Genomic DNA, 16,275 nt, shown 5'->3' on the forward strand with positions numbered 1-16,275 from the left:
TTTTCTCCTAAACTTTAATTAAAAAAAGTATAAAAGAAAAAGTCTCCATTGTCAACCTTATTTTAAATTATAGTTGACATTGAAGACTTCCTACTATTTTTTTACATTCCTTTTTCGGATTTTTTTCTTTTTCTTCCGAACGGTGTAGCCAAAGCTGCCCAGCTTTTTCCCAAGTTCAAAATATTCACCGTGAGCATAGCTGATGAGTTGTGCCTTATCCAAATGAAGCTTGCCTCTTTCATCCAGATATTGTTCATCCACATTGACTGCCAGAATATCTGCTAAAAACATATCATGAGAACCTAGAGGAATTATCTCTCTCACACGGCACTCCAGATTTACAGGGCTTTCCTCAATCATAGGGCAGTTCAGATGCGCAGCAGACTCCTTTGTCAGCGCCATTTTTTCAAACTTATCGAAATCCCGGCCTGAGCGTACTCCGCAAAAATCCGTAGCTCTCACAAGTGATACAGTGGTCAGATTGATAACAAATTCCCCTGTTTCTTTTATGACCTCATAAGAATGGCGCTCTGGCCTTATGGAAATATAGGTTTTGGGTGGATTTGAATTGATAATACCTGTCCAGGCTATGGTTAAAATGTTAGATTCCGCCATGGTACCGCAGGATACCATTACGGCCGGTACCGGCGCCAGCAGGGTGGCACCCCGCCATTGTGCTTTACTCATCTTTAAAAATGTCCTTTCACTCTGTTGTATTTTTAAGTATAACCATCCTGTCACTGAAAAGTCAATCCATGTTCACAAAAATTCAAGAATTAACGCGCCAGCATTTCGAAGGCCGTCTTAACCTTGGGGACAACATAATGACTGCCGCCGCGATCCTTAACATCCTCAACCATGCTGATAACCATAAGCTGCTGTGGGCTTGAAGGGTCTGCTGTAAAGGCATTAAACCAGCCAAGCTCTGTCCCAGAGGTATCCTCCTGAGACGCTTTAATCTCCGCAGTTCCCGTTTTACCGGCAATGCTCAAGCCCTCAATCTGAGCTTCATGGCCTGTGCCTGCTGGATTTTCCACTTCCTGTACCAGATCATCGCGGATGGTATCGCTCACTTCCTTTGACAAAACCTGCGTTTTCCAATACTCAGCCTGCGCATTGTCCCTGTATTCGATGTAAGGCTTAACCATACTGCCGTCATTAACAAAAGTCGAATAGATTGAAGCCATATGCAGTGGGTTCACCAGAACCTGTCCCTGTCCAAAGCCGCTGGCAGCCAGCTGTGCTTCACTGTCAAAGGTGCCGCTTTCAGAAATCTGGGAGGCGGTCATATCAAGCTCAAAGGGAATATCCTCACCAAAGCCCATTTTTTTCAGTTCTTCAGTAAAACGGTCCCCTCCGATTTTTAAAGCTGCTTTAGCAAAATAAATATTATCTGAATAGACAAGAGCATTTTCCAGATTTGTTGGTCCGCTGTATTCTTCCAACGTTGTAATGTTAAAATCTCCCCAGCTGCTATCCTTCTGCCATACAAGGCCGCTTGGGCCAAAGTCCTCATCTGCTGTAAAGGCACCAGTTTGCAGACCAGTGGCACCAGTCACAGGTTTAAAGGAGGAACCTGGCGCGTAGGTGGCTTCAAAACGGTTGAGCAATGGATTAGCCGGATCGGCATTCATGCTCTGCCACTGCTCATCGCTAAGTCCAAGAATAAAAGCGTTTGCGTCATAACTCGGTGTGCTGATAAGGGCCAGCACTTCGCCTGTTTTGGGATTAATAGCCGCAGATGCGCTCTTATCCGCAGTAAACTGGTCATAAAGTGTACTCTGTAAGTTTGCATCAATGGTAGTTTTAACGTTCTCTCCACTGACTGCTGCTTTTTCCTGCAAAACGATATTTTTTACTTCACCGTTATTTTCAGTATGATTAATGGAGATGGTAGCCCCGTCTTGACCTCTCAGCCACTTATCATACAGCCTTTCAAGTCCACTTTTCCCTATAACACTGGCCTCAGTATAGCCCTGGTCTTTTTTCTCCTCCAGCTCTTCGGCGCTGATCCCCTGTATATAACCTGTGAGTTGTGATGTCTTCTCGCCATAGGGATAGACCCGAAGGGTTTTATCATTGATCATAACGCCCGGTATCTGCAGCAGTGCAGCTTCAAGCTCTGCATTGCCAGCAGTTATGGTTTTTATGGGGACAAAGGTCTCATCGGTCACCCATCCCGCAGACAGAGCTGCCTGAACATTTTCAATTGTTACATCGAGAAGCTCTGCGAACTTTGCCATATCCGCGTCCCTCGTCTCTGCGTTTATTTTCCCCGGAACCAGCCCTACAGAGGATGCTACACCGGTTGTTGCCAGAAGATTTCCGTTACGGTCCTCAATATTACCCCTGTCTGCAGCATTGGTGTCCACACTGACCTTATCACCATCCTGTAGTGCCGGCAGAATAACCGAAGAATCCCAGACAATCTGATAAGGTTTAAACATGCCGTTCTTTTTAAAATTCACAAAATTAAGATCCTTGAGTGTCCCTGCTACTGTATCCATTGAAGAATCGTAAGTGACTCTTGTATATTCAGAATCAATTTTTTCAGTGTTTTGTATCTTTGTAACGGCCAAATTCTGTGCTTCAATACCTTCGTATATATTTTTGTTTCGCTCAATAAACGTTTCTTTAGAATAGCTATGTTGGCTCTCATCACTGATCAGACTGTACATTTTTTCATAATCCCGTTGATTGACTGCCTCGATGTATGTGTTCAAAGCTTTTTCTGGCGTATTGTTCACATTAAAAATAATCACTGCTGCAATGCATAGTACCAGCACCGCAGCGATAAGACCTGCCAGCATCCAAAGTTTCTTTTTGTCCATTGTCTTCCTATGTTCCGCATTCATTGTTTTTTCCCTTCTTTGAAAAATACAATACATACAATACATATGTTTCCATATGAAGCCGATTACCTCTTTCTAAAATGATTATATCATATTTTATGGTTAAGCTTAAGTATTTTCGGTATAATAATAAGTATAATGCCGTACGGCATTAATAAACCATCCAAGGAGGTCTTAACAATGACGTATAAACTGGAAGAAAATCGCATTCTGGCAACTGATGAATATGGCACCGAATTGGGTGAATTGAATTTTACTCAAAATGGTGATGAATGGATTATTACACATGTAGGTGTATCCATTGCCGCACGCAGAAGAGGACTCGGCGGCACTTTGGTCGAAAAGGCTGTTCAGTACGCCAGGGACAGACATAAAAAAATCACACCGCTCTGTTCCTTTGCCGTATCCGAATTTGCAAACAACCCTTCCTATAAAAGTGTTTTGGCCGAATGATACATAAAAAGCCTGCCACTGTAAGCTTCTACAGTGGCAGGCTTTTATATTTACAGTTATGGTTTTAATGATTTATGATAAACGGTATCCATTAAAACACTCTTACAGTACTCAAACTGTTCCTCGTCAATTGGATCCGGGTAGGTCATAACATAGAGCGGCAGCTCTGGCATTCCAGGTCTTAACGGCGGCTGATAATACTCATACTGATTAAGATGAAAACCCAGATTTTTATAAAACTTGATCCTGCGTTTTGCATCCTCCTCATTGGGATGCTCTACCTCTAAAAAAATCATCCGGTCATTTTCCTTAAAATATTCCTTGAATATTCGGCTTCCGATGCCGCCGCCTCTTGCCTTCTCAGACACTGCAGCATGCTCGATAAAATCAAAATCATCAAAAACCCAGACGCCCAACAGCGCGATGGTTCTGCCCATATCGGTCCGTTTGATCAAAAGCTTATAATCCGGCTGCTCTAAAAGTGCTTTCTGCCCCTCATAGGAGCGTTTTTCAGTATCTGGAAACGAAGCGTCTAATATCTCAAATGCCTCGTCAAAGGATGTCTCATCGGCTGTTTCAAAAAAGCTTTCTTCAGTCATCATTTTCCCCTTATGTATCTGCAAATTTTTAACACTTATTACAGTATAACGAGGGATTATTAAAAACCCCTTAAATCCAACAGGATATACAGCATTCAAATTTTAGGATGACTATGATATAATTGATTCAAACTTTAAAGAAAGGAAATCATTAATGCTAAAGCGTTTATTTAGAGCACTCCTGCCCCTGTTGATGGTCGCACTCCTGATAACAGGCTGCAGCAGCACATCGCCAACAGGTACAGACACTGATAGCGGCAGCGCCCCGCAAATTACAGAAAACGGCACCTACACCTCCAAGGAGGACGTAGCGCTTTATATACACACATACCAGAAGCTGCCCACCAACTTTATTACTAAAAAAGAAGCTCAAAAGCTGGGCTGGGACAGCCAGAAAGGAAATCTGGATAAGGTGGCAAAGGGAAAAAGCATCGGTGGTGACCGGTTTGGAAACTATGATAAAAAACTTCCTGAGGCTAAAGGCCGCATCTGGAAAGAGTGCGATATCAACTATGAAGGCGGCTACCGAGGCTCGGAAAGAATCATCTACTCAAGTGATGGTCTGATTTATTATACCAATGATCACTACAACAGCTTTAAAGAAATTACGTTTTAAAGGAGTGACTGAGTCATGAGAACTATTACCCTTGACGGTCAGCGTATGGTTAGTATCCAGGAAACCCACGCGTATATTGAAAAAAAGCTTGAAATCCATGATTATTACGGCAAAAACCTCGATGCCCTCTGGGATTCTCTCACAAGCATCGGCACCAGTACCAGGCTTGAAATAATCCATTTCAATGCCGCCGAAGCTCACCTTGGCCCTTACGGCGAAAAGCTGCGGCAGGTATTGATGGACGCCGCTGTGGAAAACACATTTTTACAGGTTGTTTTTTTATAAAGAAAGGTCGTTAAATAAATATGAACTGGAATGACAATGTAGAACTCTTTATCCCTTCCAACATCACTTCATCCATCGTCAATATTGACGGCACTATTGAAACGCCAGAACCTCCGGAATACACTGCGGAAACCCTCCCCAGTAAAAGCCGAAACGGCCGCAATTATATCATGGTCACTCTGCGTGACCACAGCATGTTTGACCGTTACTACAAAGACGATATTCTAAACGTCCGCCTTCAGGAAACCTGCTGCGATGGCCAGGACGCACTGATTCTTCTCGAAAATGGAAGTGTGCGGTTGCGCCGGGTCTGCATCACAGAGGATGCGATCATCCTAAAGCCTCTCAATACCGAGTTTTATGAGGAAGAGACCTATCCCAAAGATACTATACAAATTTTAGGCGTTGTGGAGGGCGCCGTCCGTATCAATTAAAAAAGGCCGTTTAAAACGGCCCTGCGGGAGATGTACAATTGTACATCTCTTTTTTATTCATTTAGTCTAAGGCTTTTTTTATTTCTTTAATCATCGTCATGGGCAATTCTGTAATATTGTTGACCTCCAGTTCATTATGTGCGTTTTTAAACAGATATCGGGCAATGCAGATCTTATCATCCTCAGACGCCCTCTGGATACGCTCAATCACCGGTGTTGTTGTAAAGGCGGCATATGCGGGATACGGAATGACTTCACCGGATCTTATAATAGCCATCATTTCGCCATAATAACGTTCAGGATCAATGCAAGCTTTCTTCATAGGCTTGTCAACAAGTTCATAATCTTTTTTATCCATTACCCTTCCTCCATACTTCATAATGATTATAAATTATATCATAAATTCGCTTATTCGGCAAGGTCACTGCGACACATCCTTTTAAACCCAGCTATTATTTATTTTTAAACCTTAATAAATTCTTAATCGGCCATTAGACCTTTCCTTTATGGGTAAATCTTTTCTTACATGATGTATTCATTACGGAATACAAGTAATTTTAAACCACGAAAGCAGGTGTTTTTATGTCAGAACGTAAAATAACCAAAACAGTAAAAGGGCAGTACGCCATTGACGGCGCAGGTGTTCATCTGGTAAGAGTATTGGGTAATAATGACGTCCAGGATTTTGATCCTTTTTTGATGTTGGATTCCTTTGATTCAAAAAATCCGGACGATTATATAAAAGGCTTTCCTTTCCATCCCCACAGAGGGATTGAAACGGTCACCTATCTTATCGAGAGAGATATTGAGCATCAGGACAGCCTTGGCAATAAAGGCTCAATCAAATCTGGTCAAAGCCAGTGGATGACTGCGGGAAGTGGTATTCTCCATCAGGAAATGCCACAGCCTTCAGATCACATGCTTGGGCTTCAACTCTGGATCAACCTTCCGAAAGATGAAAAAATGGCCGATCCCGCTTATTTTGATATCACAGGCGACATGATCAGGATAAAGGAAAGTAATACAGCAGTGGTCCGTGTGATTTCCGGTGAATATGAAGGTGTCAAAGGCGTAGAACCCCGTCACATTCAGGCAACTCTTTACGATGTTACAGTAAAGGCCGGAAAATCACTTACCCTTCCCACTAAAACGGAAGACAATGTCTTTATTTTCCTGATTCAAGGTGACGCAGTGATCGAAGGGAAAAATATTGATGAAAAGACGGCCGTACTGTTTGGCTCTGGTGACGCCATCACAGTTAAAGCTCCAGATGGACAGGATTCCCGGTTTGTCTTTTTCTCCGGCAAACGTCTTGATGAGCCAGTGGCCTGGGGCGGCCCCATTGTTATGAATACCCGAGATGAGCTCATGCATGCTTTTGAGGAGCTGGAAGAAGGTACCTTTATTAAGCATAAAGCTATCCGTTAATCTGAAATCTGAAAAGGTGCCGGCAATGCTTAAATGCCGGCACCTTTTTGGGTTTAAAAGTCCTTTTTCCGCTTCCCTGTCCTGCGTACCATGATCACAGTGAAGAGCAAAACAAGACTCAGAACCATCGTGGAAACGATAGGATTATAATAATTATATTTTGCCCCAGAGCTCTGATAATCAACGAGACTTAGGCCTGCGGTCAACGGCCACAAATTTACAAAGGTGGGGCTGTTTGCTGCCATAATTCCCAGAAAGCCCATAAAAAAAGCCAAGATGGTGCTGCCCAGATACCCTTTTCTAAAATAAGCTGTGACAACAAAAAGGGGCAGCACTGCGATGAAAGTAGTAAGCCCGATGAGCATAAATTTAGAAAAATAGCTGAGCAGCAGTATGCCTGTGATACTCCCGCCAACGCCCAGCATAAAAGCCGCGCCAATGGTCATGATGTACTCAAAAAGCACTAAAAACTCAGTGACAGTAGCGGTAATAATAAGCTTAGCTGCCAGCAGCTTTGATTCTGAAACCGGCACCATCAATACAGCGGGCAGAGTGTGGTCTGTGAGTTCTCGCTTCAAAATAAAGCCACCGATGAGCGCAATTGTAAAGGGCATTAATAGGGTCAGCCCATCCCAGAGAACAAAATCGGCTATCCCAGAAAAATCCATACCATAAAAACGCATACTCCATGCTTGATATACTGCGATCATCACAGTTCCGAAGGTGGTACATACTCCCAAAATTAAAATATTATAGCGCTTAAGCTTGAGAATTTCTACCTTTATTAAAGTACTCATATAATCCCTCCTAAACTTCCTGTTGTTTATAAATAAAGACGGCCAGCCCGATCGAGGCCAGAGCTACTGCAATCAAACAGGTAAGCGATACCCCGGTTGGATACATGAGATAATGGTAAAATTCAATACTCTCCTGTGGCAGTCTTTCGATATTCAAATTATGCTGCATGATAGCAAGCTGAAAAACCGCCATCATGGGAAACATAACCTTTACACCGATTAAAAGAAGGGAAAAGCTGACGATAGCGTAAATAAAGGATATGATTACCGCAAAGATATATCCTTTTTTAAACAGCAGCATGATTGTAATCATAGGGGTGATGGCCAAAAATACAAATACAGCCAGCATCAGCGTATCCTGCACCGCTGTTATTCTGAACTCTGACAATCCGCTGTTCAGCAGAAAAAAACTCAGAAGAATGCAGACCAACAGCCCTAAAAAACAGTAGACCGCAGATAAGACAAGCAGTACTGTCATCTTGGATAGAACAAGAGAGGTTTTACTTACTGGCACCATTAAAATATTTTTGAGGGTGTCATAATCTTCCTCTCTGTAAAACAAAGTGGCCGCCGCAATACAAAGCACGCATGGCAGAAACAGCAAACCTCCGTAAACCAGCATACCCTGAAAAAGATTTTGAAAGCCCAGGTTGTCACGAATACACACTATGCACCACGGAAACGGCACCAAAAGCGATGCCAGCAGGGTCAAAATAATAAATTTCTGCCGTTTGATTTTCATAAATTCGACCTGTATCAGTCTAAGCAATCCCCTCACCTCCGGTAATTTTTTTAAAATAATCCTCGAGAGTTTCCTCACACAGATCCGATCGGCTCACTGCGATTTCATTCATTATAAAGGCTTTATTAATCTCTGCGATATCCATGCTCGTGTCCAGCACCCTCATATTGTGGTCGTTCTCGATAACATAGCATGTGATTCCGAAAAACTCCTCCAGCACTCTGGCGGCTTTGGCAGTCGAGGAGACTCTAAAGGCAATATAGCATTCATTCTTTTTCTGCAAAGTAGCCAGACTGCTTTCCTCCAGAAGCACACCATTATGGAGTATGCCAATATCATCGGCCAGAAGCGCGATTTCTGACAAAATATGGCTTGATATCAAAATGGTTTTTCCACGTTCCTCACTTAGAAAACGGATAAACTTCCGGATTTCAGCAATGCCGATGGGGTCCAGTCCATTAGTTGGCTCATCGAGAATCAGCAGCTCGGGATCGTGTATGATGGCATTTGCGATTCCGAGGCGCTGCTTCATGCCCAGTGAGTATTTTGAAAAAAGCTTCTTATCATTATAGGGAAGCCCCACAAGCTCCAGCGCTTCATTAACTGCATCCAGACTTACTGTTCCTCTAAGCCTGGCAAACACATTAAGGTTTTCTGCTCCTGTAAGATTTGGATAAAAGCCTGGGGCTTCAATGATCGCACCAATACGGGGATAAATGTCTTTCTGATGCGTCTCAACTCTTTGGCCGAAAATTTCAATTTCTCCCTTCGTTATACGGGTAAGGCCCATCATCATTTTCATAATCGTAGTTTTGCCCGCACCATTTCGGCCTAAAAGGCCATAAATCTTTCCCTGTCTTATATGAATGTTGACACGATCTACTACGTTTTGTTCCCCGTAGATTTTGGTTAAATCTTTTGTTTGAATGATCAGTTTTTGCATCTGCTTTCCTCCTCGTTCTTTTCTACTTATCAGTATAGGAAAAACAGCTTGTATAACCATTGCCAAAACCTTGCTTTTTTCTAGCTTTTAACACAAGGGCAGAGTAACAGTAAAAATGGTTCCCTGGCATAAAGCGCTGTCTGCCTGAATGGTTCCCCCATTTGCCTGAACCAGTTCTTTTGTGATGGCCAGTCCAAGGCCGCTGCCCGCACCACTCCTCGATGCGTCACATTTGTACAGTCTTTCAAAAATATAGGGCAGCTGGTCGGGGACAATGCCGCTTCCATCATCTTTTACCCATAGCTTCATGCTGTTTTGAGTTCGCTCAACGCCGATTTCCAGCGCGGAACAGCCGCTGTGCTTTACAGCATTTTGGATAAGATTATTCAGAATACGATTCCAGGAGCGTGCATCAATCCAAACCTTGTATTCTTCATCTGGAATATGAACCGTGTAATTAAGGCCGTTTTCCTCAAACAACGGAATCCAGCCAATGATCCCATCTCGGGTGAGCTCGCATATGTCGCGTTCTTCAAAATAAAAATGATATTCCTTTGATTCCAGCTTGAACCAGTCAAAGAGAATGTCCACATAGTCCTTGAGATCATAAGCCTTTGACCAGGCAATACCCAGATATCTTTTTCGCTCCTCTGCTTCTACCTTTCCGCTGTTCAGTACGTCTAAATAACCGATAAGGGAAGTGAGAGGGGTACGGACATCGTGGGACAAACTGGTCATCAGCTGCCTGTTTGCCTTTTCATTTTTCTTCAGCGAAGCAATCTCACATTCACTGTTTTTAACAATTTTATTGATTTTATAGCACAGCTCTGCGGTCATATCCCCTTTTCTCGCTAAAATTCGTCGGTTAAAGTTGCCCGCCTCGACCTCCTCAAGAATGGCACAGGCTTTTATCAAGCGCTTTTTAACTTTAAGTAGCAGGCTACACAGAATCAAAACAACCGCGGCAAGTACCAGACACAGGATAGTTAAAGCTGTGGCGCTCATAAAACAGCCCCTTTGTTAAAACGGTAACCCACCCCCCAGATAGTTTGAATATAAGCTGTCTCCTGCTCTTTTTTCTCAATTTTTCTTCGCAGCTTGCTGATATAAGCCATCATATTTCCATCATCAAAGGCATAATCCTCCTGCCATATCTGTGTGTATAGCTGTTTCTTCGTAAAAACCTGTCCAGGGTTTTTTGCCAGAAAATAAAGCAAGTCAAATTCTTTGTTCGTCAGCTCGATTTCTTTTTCCTGTACGCTGACGCTTCTCTCCACCGGATTGATCAACAAACCGCCTTTAAAGATAAGGCTCTTTTCTTTGCAGGGATTTTCACGATTTAAGACAGTAAACCGCCGGATAAGGGAGTCTACGCGGGCCATGAATTCATTGATAGAAAAGGGTTTTGTCAGATAATCATCTGCGCCGGTTTTTAGACCCTGCACCTTATCCTTCTCACTGTCCCTTGCCGTCAGCATTAATACCGGAATACTTTTTGTTTTTCGGAGCTCGGAGAGAACAGCAAACCCGCTCATCTCGGGCAGCATCACATCCAGAATAACCAATACGGCTTCTTTCTCATCCAGACGGTTTAGTCCCGCAGCCCCGGTATGGGCAGCACACACCTCGTAGCCCTCGCGCTCAAGGCATCTTAAAAGCAGGGAACAAAGCTCCACATCGTCATCAATTATCAATATTCTCTCACGCATTTTTTCTTCCTCATTCATTAAGTTTAATTTCAGTATAATCCTGTCTCTCACGACAGACAACTTAAAAATTCTTAAATTTAACCAACAGATTTATTAAGATTTTAACGCTGTTTGACTAGAAATTTCTGTTAATTTTAAACTAAATTGGTTATACTAAAATCAAACGTTAGAAGGAGGTCCCCATGAAGGATCAAGAAATGGAAAAAGCCCAACAGGAAAAAGAGCCTGAAAAGAAAAATAACTTTAAAACAAAGATTATTTTATACGTTGTAGGAATTGCCATTATTTTTGTCATCGGCATGGTTGTCGGCATTCGCTTCAGTTTTGCTGTTCAGTCCTCTGTTTTTTATCTGCAGCGGGCATTTACCTGGCTTATCTTTATTTTAATCATTCTGGCCATTATCGCCATCCCCATTGGATGGAAGGTCTATAAGTACCAGAAGCAAAAAGAGAAAAATCAATAATATCAGACTTGTCTGCTTTGTTTTCACCTGTTTTGGGTATGATTTATTCATACTTGAAAAAAGGAGTGTTTGAACATGGACAAAACTACATTTTTAAAAGAATATCTCTCCGACCTGATGGCAAAAAACACCTTTAACGAAAATGGACAGATAGAAGTAAATATTTTTGAGATTTTCTCGCAAGAGGATGTCCAGCAGGCAGCCGAAGCCCTTGGCTGTCAGGTTGATAACAACAATACGCCCATCGGCAGCTTTTGGATTTATGATCCTCAGCAAAAGAAGTCCTGACAGACTTCTTTTTTTGTATCAAAAAAGCTGCGCAGCCGCGCAGCTTGTATCTCTTAAGAATTATTCCTTTTCGTCTTCTTCTAAGGCTCTCGCGCCAAAGAATTTTTTATCCTTGTCATTGCCTTCCATACCCTTACCATCATTGGTCGGGCGTTCCTTTTCACCGGCACGCTGTTCAATTACGCCTTCGCCGTCATTGGTTGGTTCAATTCTTTTATCATCTTTCATAATAGGTTCCTCCATTAATAATTGTTAACAATTGTTTACCCGAAGTTTATGTCCTTTTATCATTTCTTACAAATGCTCAAGCTTTTATTCAGAAACTGAAAAGCTTTAGTGAATCTAAAATCAAAAAGCTTATTGTCGCTTTAAAAGGTGAATCGGGTATCCAATTAATATAAACATCTCAAAAGAAAGGCATACTATTATGAAAAAAGAAAATGAAAATCATGTAAACATACAAACTCAGGAACCCCAAAAAGGCTATTATATCGACGATTCTACAAAAAATGTTTCCCCTGAGCCTGTAATGGAAAGCCCGGAATATAAGGGCCGCGGAAAGCTAAAAAACAAAGTCGCTGTCATTACTGGCGGAGACAGTGGAATCGGCGGCGCTGTAGCCATCGCTTTTGCCAAGGAAGGCGCCAATCTCGCCATTCTATATCTGGACTCTGATGATGACGCAGCAGCCATTGTCAGGCGGGTGAAGGAGCTGGGAGCAGCGTGTTTTTCAATAAAGGGTGATGTCGGTGATGATACCTTTGCACAGAAAGCCGTCCAGCAGATCGTTGACCAGTATGGCCGTATTGATGTCCTGGTAAACAACGCGGGTGAACAGCACGTGGCAGAAAGTATTACTGACATTACGCCCGCCCAGCTTGACCGAACCTTCCGAACAAACATTTTCAGCATGTTTTACATGGTTAAGGCTGCACTTCCCCATCTTAGTAAAGGGGCCGCCATTGTCAACACAACCTCTGTGACTGCTTATCGCGGGAGTTCTACCCTTCTGGATTATTCTTCCACAAAGGGGGCTATCGTCTCCTTTACCCGTGCGCTGTCAGGTAATCAGGAGATTCTGGATAAATCGATCCGCGTAAATGGTGTTGCTCCTGGACCCATTTGGACGCCGCTTATCCCAGCTACTTTCAGCCAAGAGCATGTTGAACGGTTCGGCAAAGATGTTCCTCTTGAACGGCCTGGACAGCCTTACGAGCTGGCGCCGGCTTATGTCTACCTTGCCAGCAGTGACTCAAGCTATGTAACTGGGCAGGTGATTCATGTAAACGGCGGCGAAGTCGTTAATGGATAGACTTTTCCGATTATAGAAGCCAGCCTAAGCTGGCTTTTTTCACGAAAAAATACCCCTCAGTCACACTGAAGGGTATCCCAGAGATCTCTTCGATCCCGCCGCGTTTTAAACGGCTGCTTTTATTTTACCCCTATGAAGGCTTTTTTAATCATATGATGCTTCTATTTTAAGTATTTGCTCATAAAGAAAATCATTGACTGGCGTCTCAAAGCCATATTTTTTCCCAAGACTGCAAATTGTTCCTGAAAATAAATCCACCTCAGTTTTACGGTGTGCCTTGGTATCCTGCCGCATAGAGGGCATTCCCTCAGGATTCAGGGTATCCAAAACCCGCATCCACTCTGCAATATCCGATTTTGTCAGGTGGACTCCCTCGTACGCTGCCGCTGTTTTTACCTCTTCCATGGCTTTCAGCATCATATCTCTGGCCTTGCCTTCTTTTTGCAGCCCTCCATAATTTGTAGCAAAAACCGCCGCTGTCTGGTTGACACCAGTATTCAGCATGAGCTTATTCCATAGGCAATAGTGAATATCCTGAGGAATTTTATAAGGAATACCTGCTTCTTCCAATATCTCTGCGACAGCCTCCAAATGCCCTGTTTTAGTATTATCCTGGCTCCCAAGCAATAAAATACCGCCGTTATCGTAGTGTACGTGCGGCCCTTCCTTCACCGCATCCATTCCCTGGGCTACACAGTAAAGCAAATGCTCCTGCCCAAAGGATCTGGCGATTACCTTCTCGCTGGCAATACCGTTGAGCAGTGAAATAATCACGGTTTCCTTACCAACAAAATTACGGATACTTTCTACGGCATTGTCAATACTGGTATATTTTACCGCGACAATTATAAGATCCGCAGTTTCTGTCTTTATGGTGTCCTCAACATAGCGAAAGTCGCATATCTTTGCATTGCAGGTAAAAGGATTTTTCTGATAACGCGCAGCACGCTCATGATCAGCGATAAAATAAACACGTTCATTACCAAAAGCTTCGGTCAAACGGTTTCCATACAGGACACCAAGCGCACCAGCGCCGATTAATGCGATTTTATTTATTTTCATTTCTGCCTCGTGGTGTTTTTATTTATTATCCCATATTCCTGGGGCTAAGTCCAATTTTGTGCAAAAAACAGAAGCAGTTCATCTGCTTCTGTTTTCTATATAGTATAAATTAAAACCGGTTGCGATTACTTTGTCCTGAGACGACCATTAAAGATGTAATTACAATGCCGGCAAAAACGCCAGCTAAAAAAATACCTGATCCGATCAATATATACATGCTCTGTCACTCACTTTCTATTTACTTTCTTTACTATATATACCTTTTGCGCTCAGGATAACTCATGCTTTAGTAAAACTTCAGATTATTAGTACGTTTAGTTTTAGTGGAAAGACTCGGGGTAAATTATTTATAAACATTATCGAAAGGATTGATTATCATGTCTAAATTACTAAAAAAAACAAACACAAAACGCCTGGCTGCCTGTTTAGCTGTCCCTCTGGCCGTTGGTTCTGTAGTTGGCAAAGCTATATCTAAAGATGTCAAAGAGTACTCTGAGTTGGATAAACCTAATTTCGCACCGCCCAAATGGGCATTTCCAGTTGCCTGGACAACGCTTTATACACTGATGGGACTTGCCAAATACAAAGCTCTCGAAGCCGCTGATGAAGAACAGGAAACAACTGTTCAAAAATCCGACGGACTTCAGCTCAGTCTTAATTTCATCTGGTCTTTTCTGTTTTTCAAATTTCATTTAAGGGGCACAGCCTTGATTGAAATGACCATTCTCCTCCTGACAATTCTCTATACTGCTAAAGAGTACGCCAAGGTAAGTAAAACAGCCGCAAAGCTCATGATTCCTTACATTCTCTGGGTCTCTTTTGCTCTCTGCCTGAATGCGTCTGTCTGGTACAAAAACAAGTAACTCTCGTAACAAAGAAAAAAACAAGGTACTTGATTTTATCCAGTACCTTGTTTTTTTATTGTTATCTTATTACCAGTGCATATAGTTTAATGGATCGACATAGTTCCCATTGACCAGGAAACTTAAATGAAGGTGATTGCCGGTTGAAGTTCCTGTTGTGCCAACAGCGCCCACATGCTGTCCCTGACGTACTGACTGTCCTTTAGAAACATCAATGGAGCTTAAATGTCCAAAGAGTACAGTTCCTCCATCAACAGCAATCATGATACAATTTCCATAACCACCGTTCCAACCAGCAAATGTTACAACCCCATCACCAGGTGACCAAACTGATGTACCACCCGGGGCAGCCATGTCACAGCCGCTATGCCATGTCCATGTACCATACACAGGGTGGATACGATCACCAAACATATCGTCCCATGCTATAGGGTGGTATTCTGATGAAATAGGCCAAATAAGACCTACAGAAGGTGCTGGTCCCGGGTCAGGAGCAGGCGCTTCACTACCTCCACCATTATCCCCTGTGCCTTCATTTCCTTCGCCGTTGTCACCAGTGTTACCTGGCACATTCCCCTGTCCAACTTCATTTTCACCTTGAACAGCCAATCTGGCCAATTCGTCATCTGCTGCATCGTAAACTGCCTGTTCTGCTTCTACTTTAGCCTGCAGTTCGTCGATAACATGCTGATTGTTAGCTAAGAGATTTTTTTCCTGTTCCTTAATATCATTCTGGCTGGCTAAAGCAATTTCCTGCTCCTGTTTCAAGGATTCCAACTTCTGCTTATCAGCTTTTATCTCTTCCTGCTGGGTCTTGACCTGTTTTACTGTGGTCTCCAAAGCGTTAACGGCGTTTCGGTCAGCCTGGGCAATCAGGCGAACCATATCCGCCTTGGCGATAAAATCGGTAAAGCTGGTTGAAGAGAAGAGAACGCTGGCATATCCCTCATTGCCAAACATATACATGACTCTCAAGCGTTCCTCCAGGTCTTTTTCTTGTTCGGCCTGCTTTGCCTGGGTGCCTGCAAGCTGCTGGTTCTTGGCTTCCAAATTTGTATTGATCTCGCTGATCTGGCCGTCAAAGCTGTTGACCTTTTCTGTTATGGTCTTAATCTTTTCCTCGGCCTTATTGATCTCATTTTCAATTCCTTCGGCAGTATTCTGCTTCATATCAATTTGATACTCGTATTCTGCCTTCTTCTGACTGGCTTCTGCCTTTTTTTCTGAAGCTCTTCCTCGGATTCAGCATAAACCGGCGAAAGAACGGTCGATACAAAAAATAATAATACCAATGTCAAAGAGAAAATTGACTTCTTTTTCATGTTTTCCTCCTGGCTTTCAAATAGTATTTCCATTATAACACAAAATGACAGATTAATAGATTGAGCCGTGCTTATAAAAACAAAAAAGATCTATCTGAATTCAGCT

The 16,275-nt window shown here is 42.8% G+C and carries 22 protein-coding genes; 9 read left to right on the forward strand and 13 right to left on the reverse strand.

Annotated features, from left to right (window positions below; translation table 11 throughout):
* Positions 1-93: 93 nt before the first annotated feature.
* Positions 94-687, reverse strand: a complete 594-nt coding sequence (locus tag FYJ53_RS17990; protein ID WP_013380571.1) for a flavin reductase family protein — start codon at positions 685-687, stop codon at positions 94-96.
* A gap of 89 nt (positions 688-776) precedes the next feature.
* A complete protein-coding gene (locus tag FYJ53_RS17995; RefSeq protein ID WP_243144004.1) occupies positions 777-2,831 on the reverse strand; it encodes a penicillin-binding transpeptidase domain-containing protein in 2,055 nt (684 codons plus the stop codon).
* A 201-nt stretch (positions 2,832-3,032) separates the two neighbouring features.
* Between FYJ53_RS17995 and FYJ53_RS18000 the strand changes: the two genes are divergently transcribed.
* The gene (locus FYJ53_RS18000) at positions 3,033-3,305 is read left to right on the forward strand and encodes a GNAT family N-acetyltransferase (protein WP_013380573.1); all 273 of its coding nucleotides are present in this window, start codon (positions 3,033-3,035) and stop codon (positions 3,303-3,305) included.
* Positions 3,306-3,361: 56 nt separating this feature from the next.
* On the opposite strand, the gene FYJ53_RS18005 is transcribed toward FYJ53_RS18000, so the two are convergent.
* Positions 3,362-3,907, reverse strand: a complete 546-nt coding sequence (locus tag FYJ53_RS18005; RefSeq protein WP_013380574.1) for a GNAT family N-acetyltransferase — start codon at positions 3,905-3,907, stop codon at positions 3,362-3,364.
* A gap of 151 nt (positions 3,908-4,058) precedes the next feature.
* Here FYJ53_RS18005 and FYJ53_RS18010 point away from each other — a divergent pair, with 151 nt between their 5' ends.
* From FYJ53_RS18010 to FYJ53_RS18020, 3 genes are read left to right on the forward strand one after another with little or no spacing between them, the layout of a single operon-like run.
* Entirely contained in the window at positions 4,059-4,520 is a 462-nt protein-coding gene (locus FYJ53_RS18010; RefSeq protein ID WP_154557561.1) for a ribonuclease domain-containing protein, read from the forward strand.
* Positions 4,521-4,535: 15 nt separating this feature from the next.
* Complete coding sequence (locus FYJ53_RS18015) at positions 4,536-4,805, forward strand: barstar family protein (RefSeq protein WP_148429025.1); 270 nt, start codon at positions 4,536-4,538, stop codon at positions 4,803-4,805.
* Positions 4,806-4,825: 20 nt separating this feature from the next.
* Entirely contained in the window at positions 4,826-5,239 is a 414-nt protein-coding gene (locus FYJ53_RS18020; protein ID WP_154557562.1) for a S24 family peptidase, read from the forward strand.
* Between the two features lie 61 nt (positions 5,240-5,300).
* On the opposite strand, the gene FYJ53_RS18025 is transcribed toward FYJ53_RS18020, so the two are convergent.
* Positions 5,301-5,597 (reverse strand): hypothetical protein, encoded by a 297-nt coding sequence (locus FYJ53_RS18025; protein WP_013380578.1) that lies wholly within the window; start codon positions 5,595-5,597, stop codon positions 5,301-5,303.
* Between the two features lie 224 nt (positions 5,598-5,821).
* Here FYJ53_RS18025 and FYJ53_RS18030 point away from each other — a divergent pair, with 224 nt between their 5' ends.
* Positions 5,822-6,667, forward strand: a complete 846-nt coding sequence (locus FYJ53_RS18030) for a pirin family protein (protein WP_154557563.1) — start codon at positions 5,822-5,824, stop codon at positions 6,665-6,667.
* A 53-nt stretch (positions 6,668-6,720) separates the two neighbouring features.
* On the opposite strand, the gene FYJ53_RS18035 is transcribed toward FYJ53_RS18030, so the two are convergent.
* From FYJ53_RS18035 to FYJ53_RS18055, 5 genes are all read right to left on the reverse strand, one after another.
* Positions 6,721-7,464: an ABC transporter permease gene (locus FYJ53_RS18035; protein WP_154557564.1), complete on the reverse strand. Its 744-nt coding sequence runs from the start codon at positions 7,462-7,464 to the stop codon at positions 6,721-6,723.
* Positions 7,465-7,474: 10 nt separating this feature from the next.
* Positions 7,475-8,233, reverse strand: a complete 759-nt coding sequence (locus FYJ53_RS18040; protein ID WP_148429031.1) for an ABC transporter permease — start codon at positions 8,231-8,233, stop codon at positions 7,475-7,477.
* Positions 8,226-9,149 (reverse strand): ABC transporter ATP-binding protein, encoded by a 924-nt coding sequence (locus tag FYJ53_RS18045; RefSeq protein ID WP_154557565.1) that lies wholly within the window; start codon positions 9,147-9,149, stop codon positions 8,226-8,228. The genes FYJ53_RS18040 and FYJ53_RS18045 overlap by 8 nt, the downstream gene beginning before the upstream one ends.
* 87 nt (positions 9,150-9,236) lie before the next feature.
* Positions 9,237-10,154 (reverse strand): sensor histidine kinase KdpD, encoded by a 918-nt coding sequence (locus tag FYJ53_RS18050; RefSeq protein ID WP_154557566.1) that lies wholly within the window; start codon positions 10,152-10,154, stop codon positions 9,237-9,239.
* Positions 10,151-10,858 (reverse strand): response regulator transcription factor, encoded by a 708-nt coding sequence (locus FYJ53_RS18055; protein ID WP_148429037.1) that lies wholly within the window; start codon positions 10,856-10,858, stop codon positions 10,151-10,153. Before FYJ53_RS18055 ends, FYJ53_RS18050 begins: the two co-directional genes overlap by 4 nt.
* 182 nt (positions 10,859-11,040) lie before the next feature.
* Here FYJ53_RS18055 and FYJ53_RS18060 point away from each other — a divergent pair, with 182 nt between their 5' ends.
* Entirely contained in the window at positions 11,041-11,322 is a 282-nt protein-coding gene (locus FYJ53_RS18060; protein WP_013380585.1) for a hypothetical protein, read from the forward strand.
* 75 nt (positions 11,323-11,397) lie between these two features.
* On the forward strand, positions 11,398-11,610 hold the full coding sequence (locus FYJ53_RS18065; RefSeq protein ID WP_013380586.1) for a hypothetical protein: 213 nt from the start codon (positions 11,398-11,400) through the stop codon (positions 11,608-11,610).
* 60 nt (positions 11,611-11,670) lie between these two features.
* On the opposite strand, the gene FYJ53_RS18070 is transcribed toward FYJ53_RS18065, so the two are convergent.
* Positions 11,671-11,838 carry a hypothetical protein gene (locus tag FYJ53_RS18070; RefSeq protein WP_013380587.1) on the reverse strand — a complete coding sequence of 56 codons (168 nt, stop codon included), beginning with the start codon at positions 11,836-11,838 and terminating at the stop codon, positions 11,671-11,673.
* A gap of 199 nt (positions 11,839-12,037) precedes the next feature.
* Between FYJ53_RS18070 and FYJ53_RS18075 the strand changes: the two genes are divergently transcribed.
* Positions 12,038-12,922: an SDR family oxidoreductase gene (locus FYJ53_RS18075; RefSeq protein WP_154557568.1), complete on the forward strand. Its 885-nt coding sequence runs from the start codon at positions 12,038-12,040 to the stop codon at positions 12,920-12,922.
* A gap of 144 nt (positions 12,923-13,066) precedes the next feature.
* On the opposite strand, the gene FYJ53_RS18080 is transcribed toward FYJ53_RS18075, so the two are convergent.
* On the reverse strand, positions 13,067-13,984 hold the full coding sequence (locus FYJ53_RS18080; RefSeq protein WP_154557569.1) for a ketopantoate reductase family protein: 918 nt from the start codon (positions 13,982-13,984) through the stop codon (positions 13,067-13,069).
* Positions 13,985-14,361: 377 nt separating this feature from the next.
* On the opposite strand from FYJ53_RS18080, the gene FYJ53_RS18085 reads away from it, so the two are divergent.
* Positions 14,362-14,847 carry a TspO/MBR family protein gene (locus FYJ53_RS18085; protein ID WP_148430646.1) on the forward strand — a complete coding sequence of 162 codons (486 nt, stop codon included), beginning with the start codon at positions 14,362-14,364 and terminating at the stop codon, positions 14,845-14,847.
* Positions 14,848-14,916: 69 nt separating this feature from the next.
* On the opposite strand, the gene FYJ53_RS18090 is transcribed toward FYJ53_RS18085, so the two are convergent.
* Together FYJ53_RS18090 and FYJ53_RS18095 are read right to left on the reverse strand one after the other, a co-directional pair.
* Complete coding sequence (locus tag FYJ53_RS18090) at positions 14,917-16,017, reverse strand: murein hydrolase activator EnvC (RefSeq protein WP_154557570.1); 1,101 nt, start codon at positions 16,015-16,017, stop codon at positions 14,917-14,919.
* Positions 16,014-16,169 carry a hypothetical protein gene (locus FYJ53_RS18095; RefSeq protein ID WP_154557571.1) on the reverse strand — a complete coding sequence of 52 codons (156 nt, stop codon included), beginning with the start codon at positions 16,167-16,169 and terminating at the stop codon, positions 16,014-16,016. The genes FYJ53_RS18090 and FYJ53_RS18095 overlap by 4 nt, the downstream gene beginning before the upstream one ends.
* Positions 16,170-16,275: the final 106 nt, after the last annotated feature.

The organism is Eubacterium sp. BL-380-WT-2B, assembly GCF_009696115.1.
Taxonomy (GTDB): domain Bacteria; phylum Bacillota; class Clostridia; order Eubacteriales; family Eubacteriaceae; genus Eubacterium; species Eubacterium callanderi.

Coding starts and splice junctions, on each gene's coding strand:
- FYJ53_RS18090 (WP_154557570.1), bottom strand. CDS start 16,017: ATGAAGCAGAATACTGCCGAAGGAATTGAAAATGAGATCAATAAGGCC.
- FYJ53_RS18015 (WP_148429025.1), top strand. CDS start 4,536: ATGAGAACTATTACCCTTGACGGTCAGCGTATGGTTAGTATCCAGGAA.
- FYJ53_RS17995 (WP_243144004.1), bottom strand. CDS start 2,831: ATGGACAAAAAGAAACTTTGGATGCTGGCAGGTCTTATCGCTGCGGTG.
- FYJ53_RS18050 (WP_154557566.1), bottom strand. CDS start 10,154: ATGAGCGCCACAGCTTTAACTATCCTGTGTCTGGTACTTGCCGCGGTT.
- FYJ53_RS18020 (WP_154557562.1), top strand. CDS start 4,826: ATGAACTGGAATGACAATGTAGAACTCTTTATCCCTTCCAACATCACT.
- FYJ53_RS18075 (WP_154557568.1), top strand. CDS start 12,038: ATGAAAAAAGAAAATGAAAATCATGTAAACATACAAACTCAGGAACCC.
- FYJ53_RS18030 (WP_154557563.1), top strand. CDS start 5,822: ATGTCAGAACGTAAAATAACCAAAACAGTAAAAGGGCAGTACGCCATT.
- FYJ53_RS17990 (WP_013380571.1), bottom strand. CDS start 687: ATGAGTAAAGCACAATGGCGGGGTGCCACCCTGCTGGCGCCGGTACCG.
- FYJ53_RS18065 (WP_013380586.1), top strand. CDS start 11,398: ATGGACAAAACTACATTTTTAAAAGAATATCTCTCCGACCTGATGGCA.
- FYJ53_RS18095 (WP_154557571.1), bottom strand. CDS start 16,169: ATGAAAAAGAAGTCAATTTTCTCTTTGACATTGGTATTATTATTTTTT.
- FYJ53_RS18045 (WP_154557565.1), bottom strand. CDS start 9,149: ATGCAAAAACTGATCATTCAAACAAAAGATTTAACCAAAATCTACGGG.
- FYJ53_RS18035 (WP_154557564.1), bottom strand. CDS start 7,464: ATGAGTACTTTAATAAAGGTAGAAATTCTCAAGCTTAAGCGCTATAAT.
- FYJ53_RS18000 (WP_013380573.1), top strand. CDS start 3,033: ATGACGTATAAACTGGAAGAAAATCGCATTCTGGCAACTGATGAATAT.
- FYJ53_RS18055 (WP_148429037.1), bottom strand. CDS start 10,858: ATGCGTGAGAGAATATTGATAATTGATGACGATGTGGAGCTTTGTTCC.
- FYJ53_RS18085 (WP_148430646.1), top strand. CDS start 14,362: ATGTCTAAATTACTAAAAAAAACAAACACAAAACGCCTGGCTGCCTGT.
- FYJ53_RS18010 (WP_154557561.1), top strand. CDS start 4,059: ATGCTAAAGCGTTTATTTAGAGCACTCCTGCCCCTGTTGATGGTCGCA.
- FYJ53_RS18060 (WP_013380585.1), top strand. CDS start 11,041: ATGAAGGATCAAGAAATGGAAAAAGCCCAACAGGAAAAAGAGCCTGAA.
- FYJ53_RS18070 (WP_013380587.1), bottom strand. CDS start 11,838: ATGAAAGATGATAAAAGAATTGAACCAACCAATGACGGCGAAGGCGTA.
- FYJ53_RS18080 (WP_154557569.1), bottom strand. CDS start 13,984: ATGAAAATAAATAAAATCGCATTAATCGGCGCTGGTGCGCTTGGTGTC.
- FYJ53_RS18005 (WP_013380574.1), bottom strand. CDS start 3,907: ATGATGACTGAAGAAAGCTTTTTTGAAACAGCCGATGAGACATCCTTT.
- FYJ53_RS18025 (WP_013380578.1), bottom strand. CDS start 5,597: ATGGATAAAAAAGATTATGAACTTGTTGACAAGCCTATGAAGAAAGCT.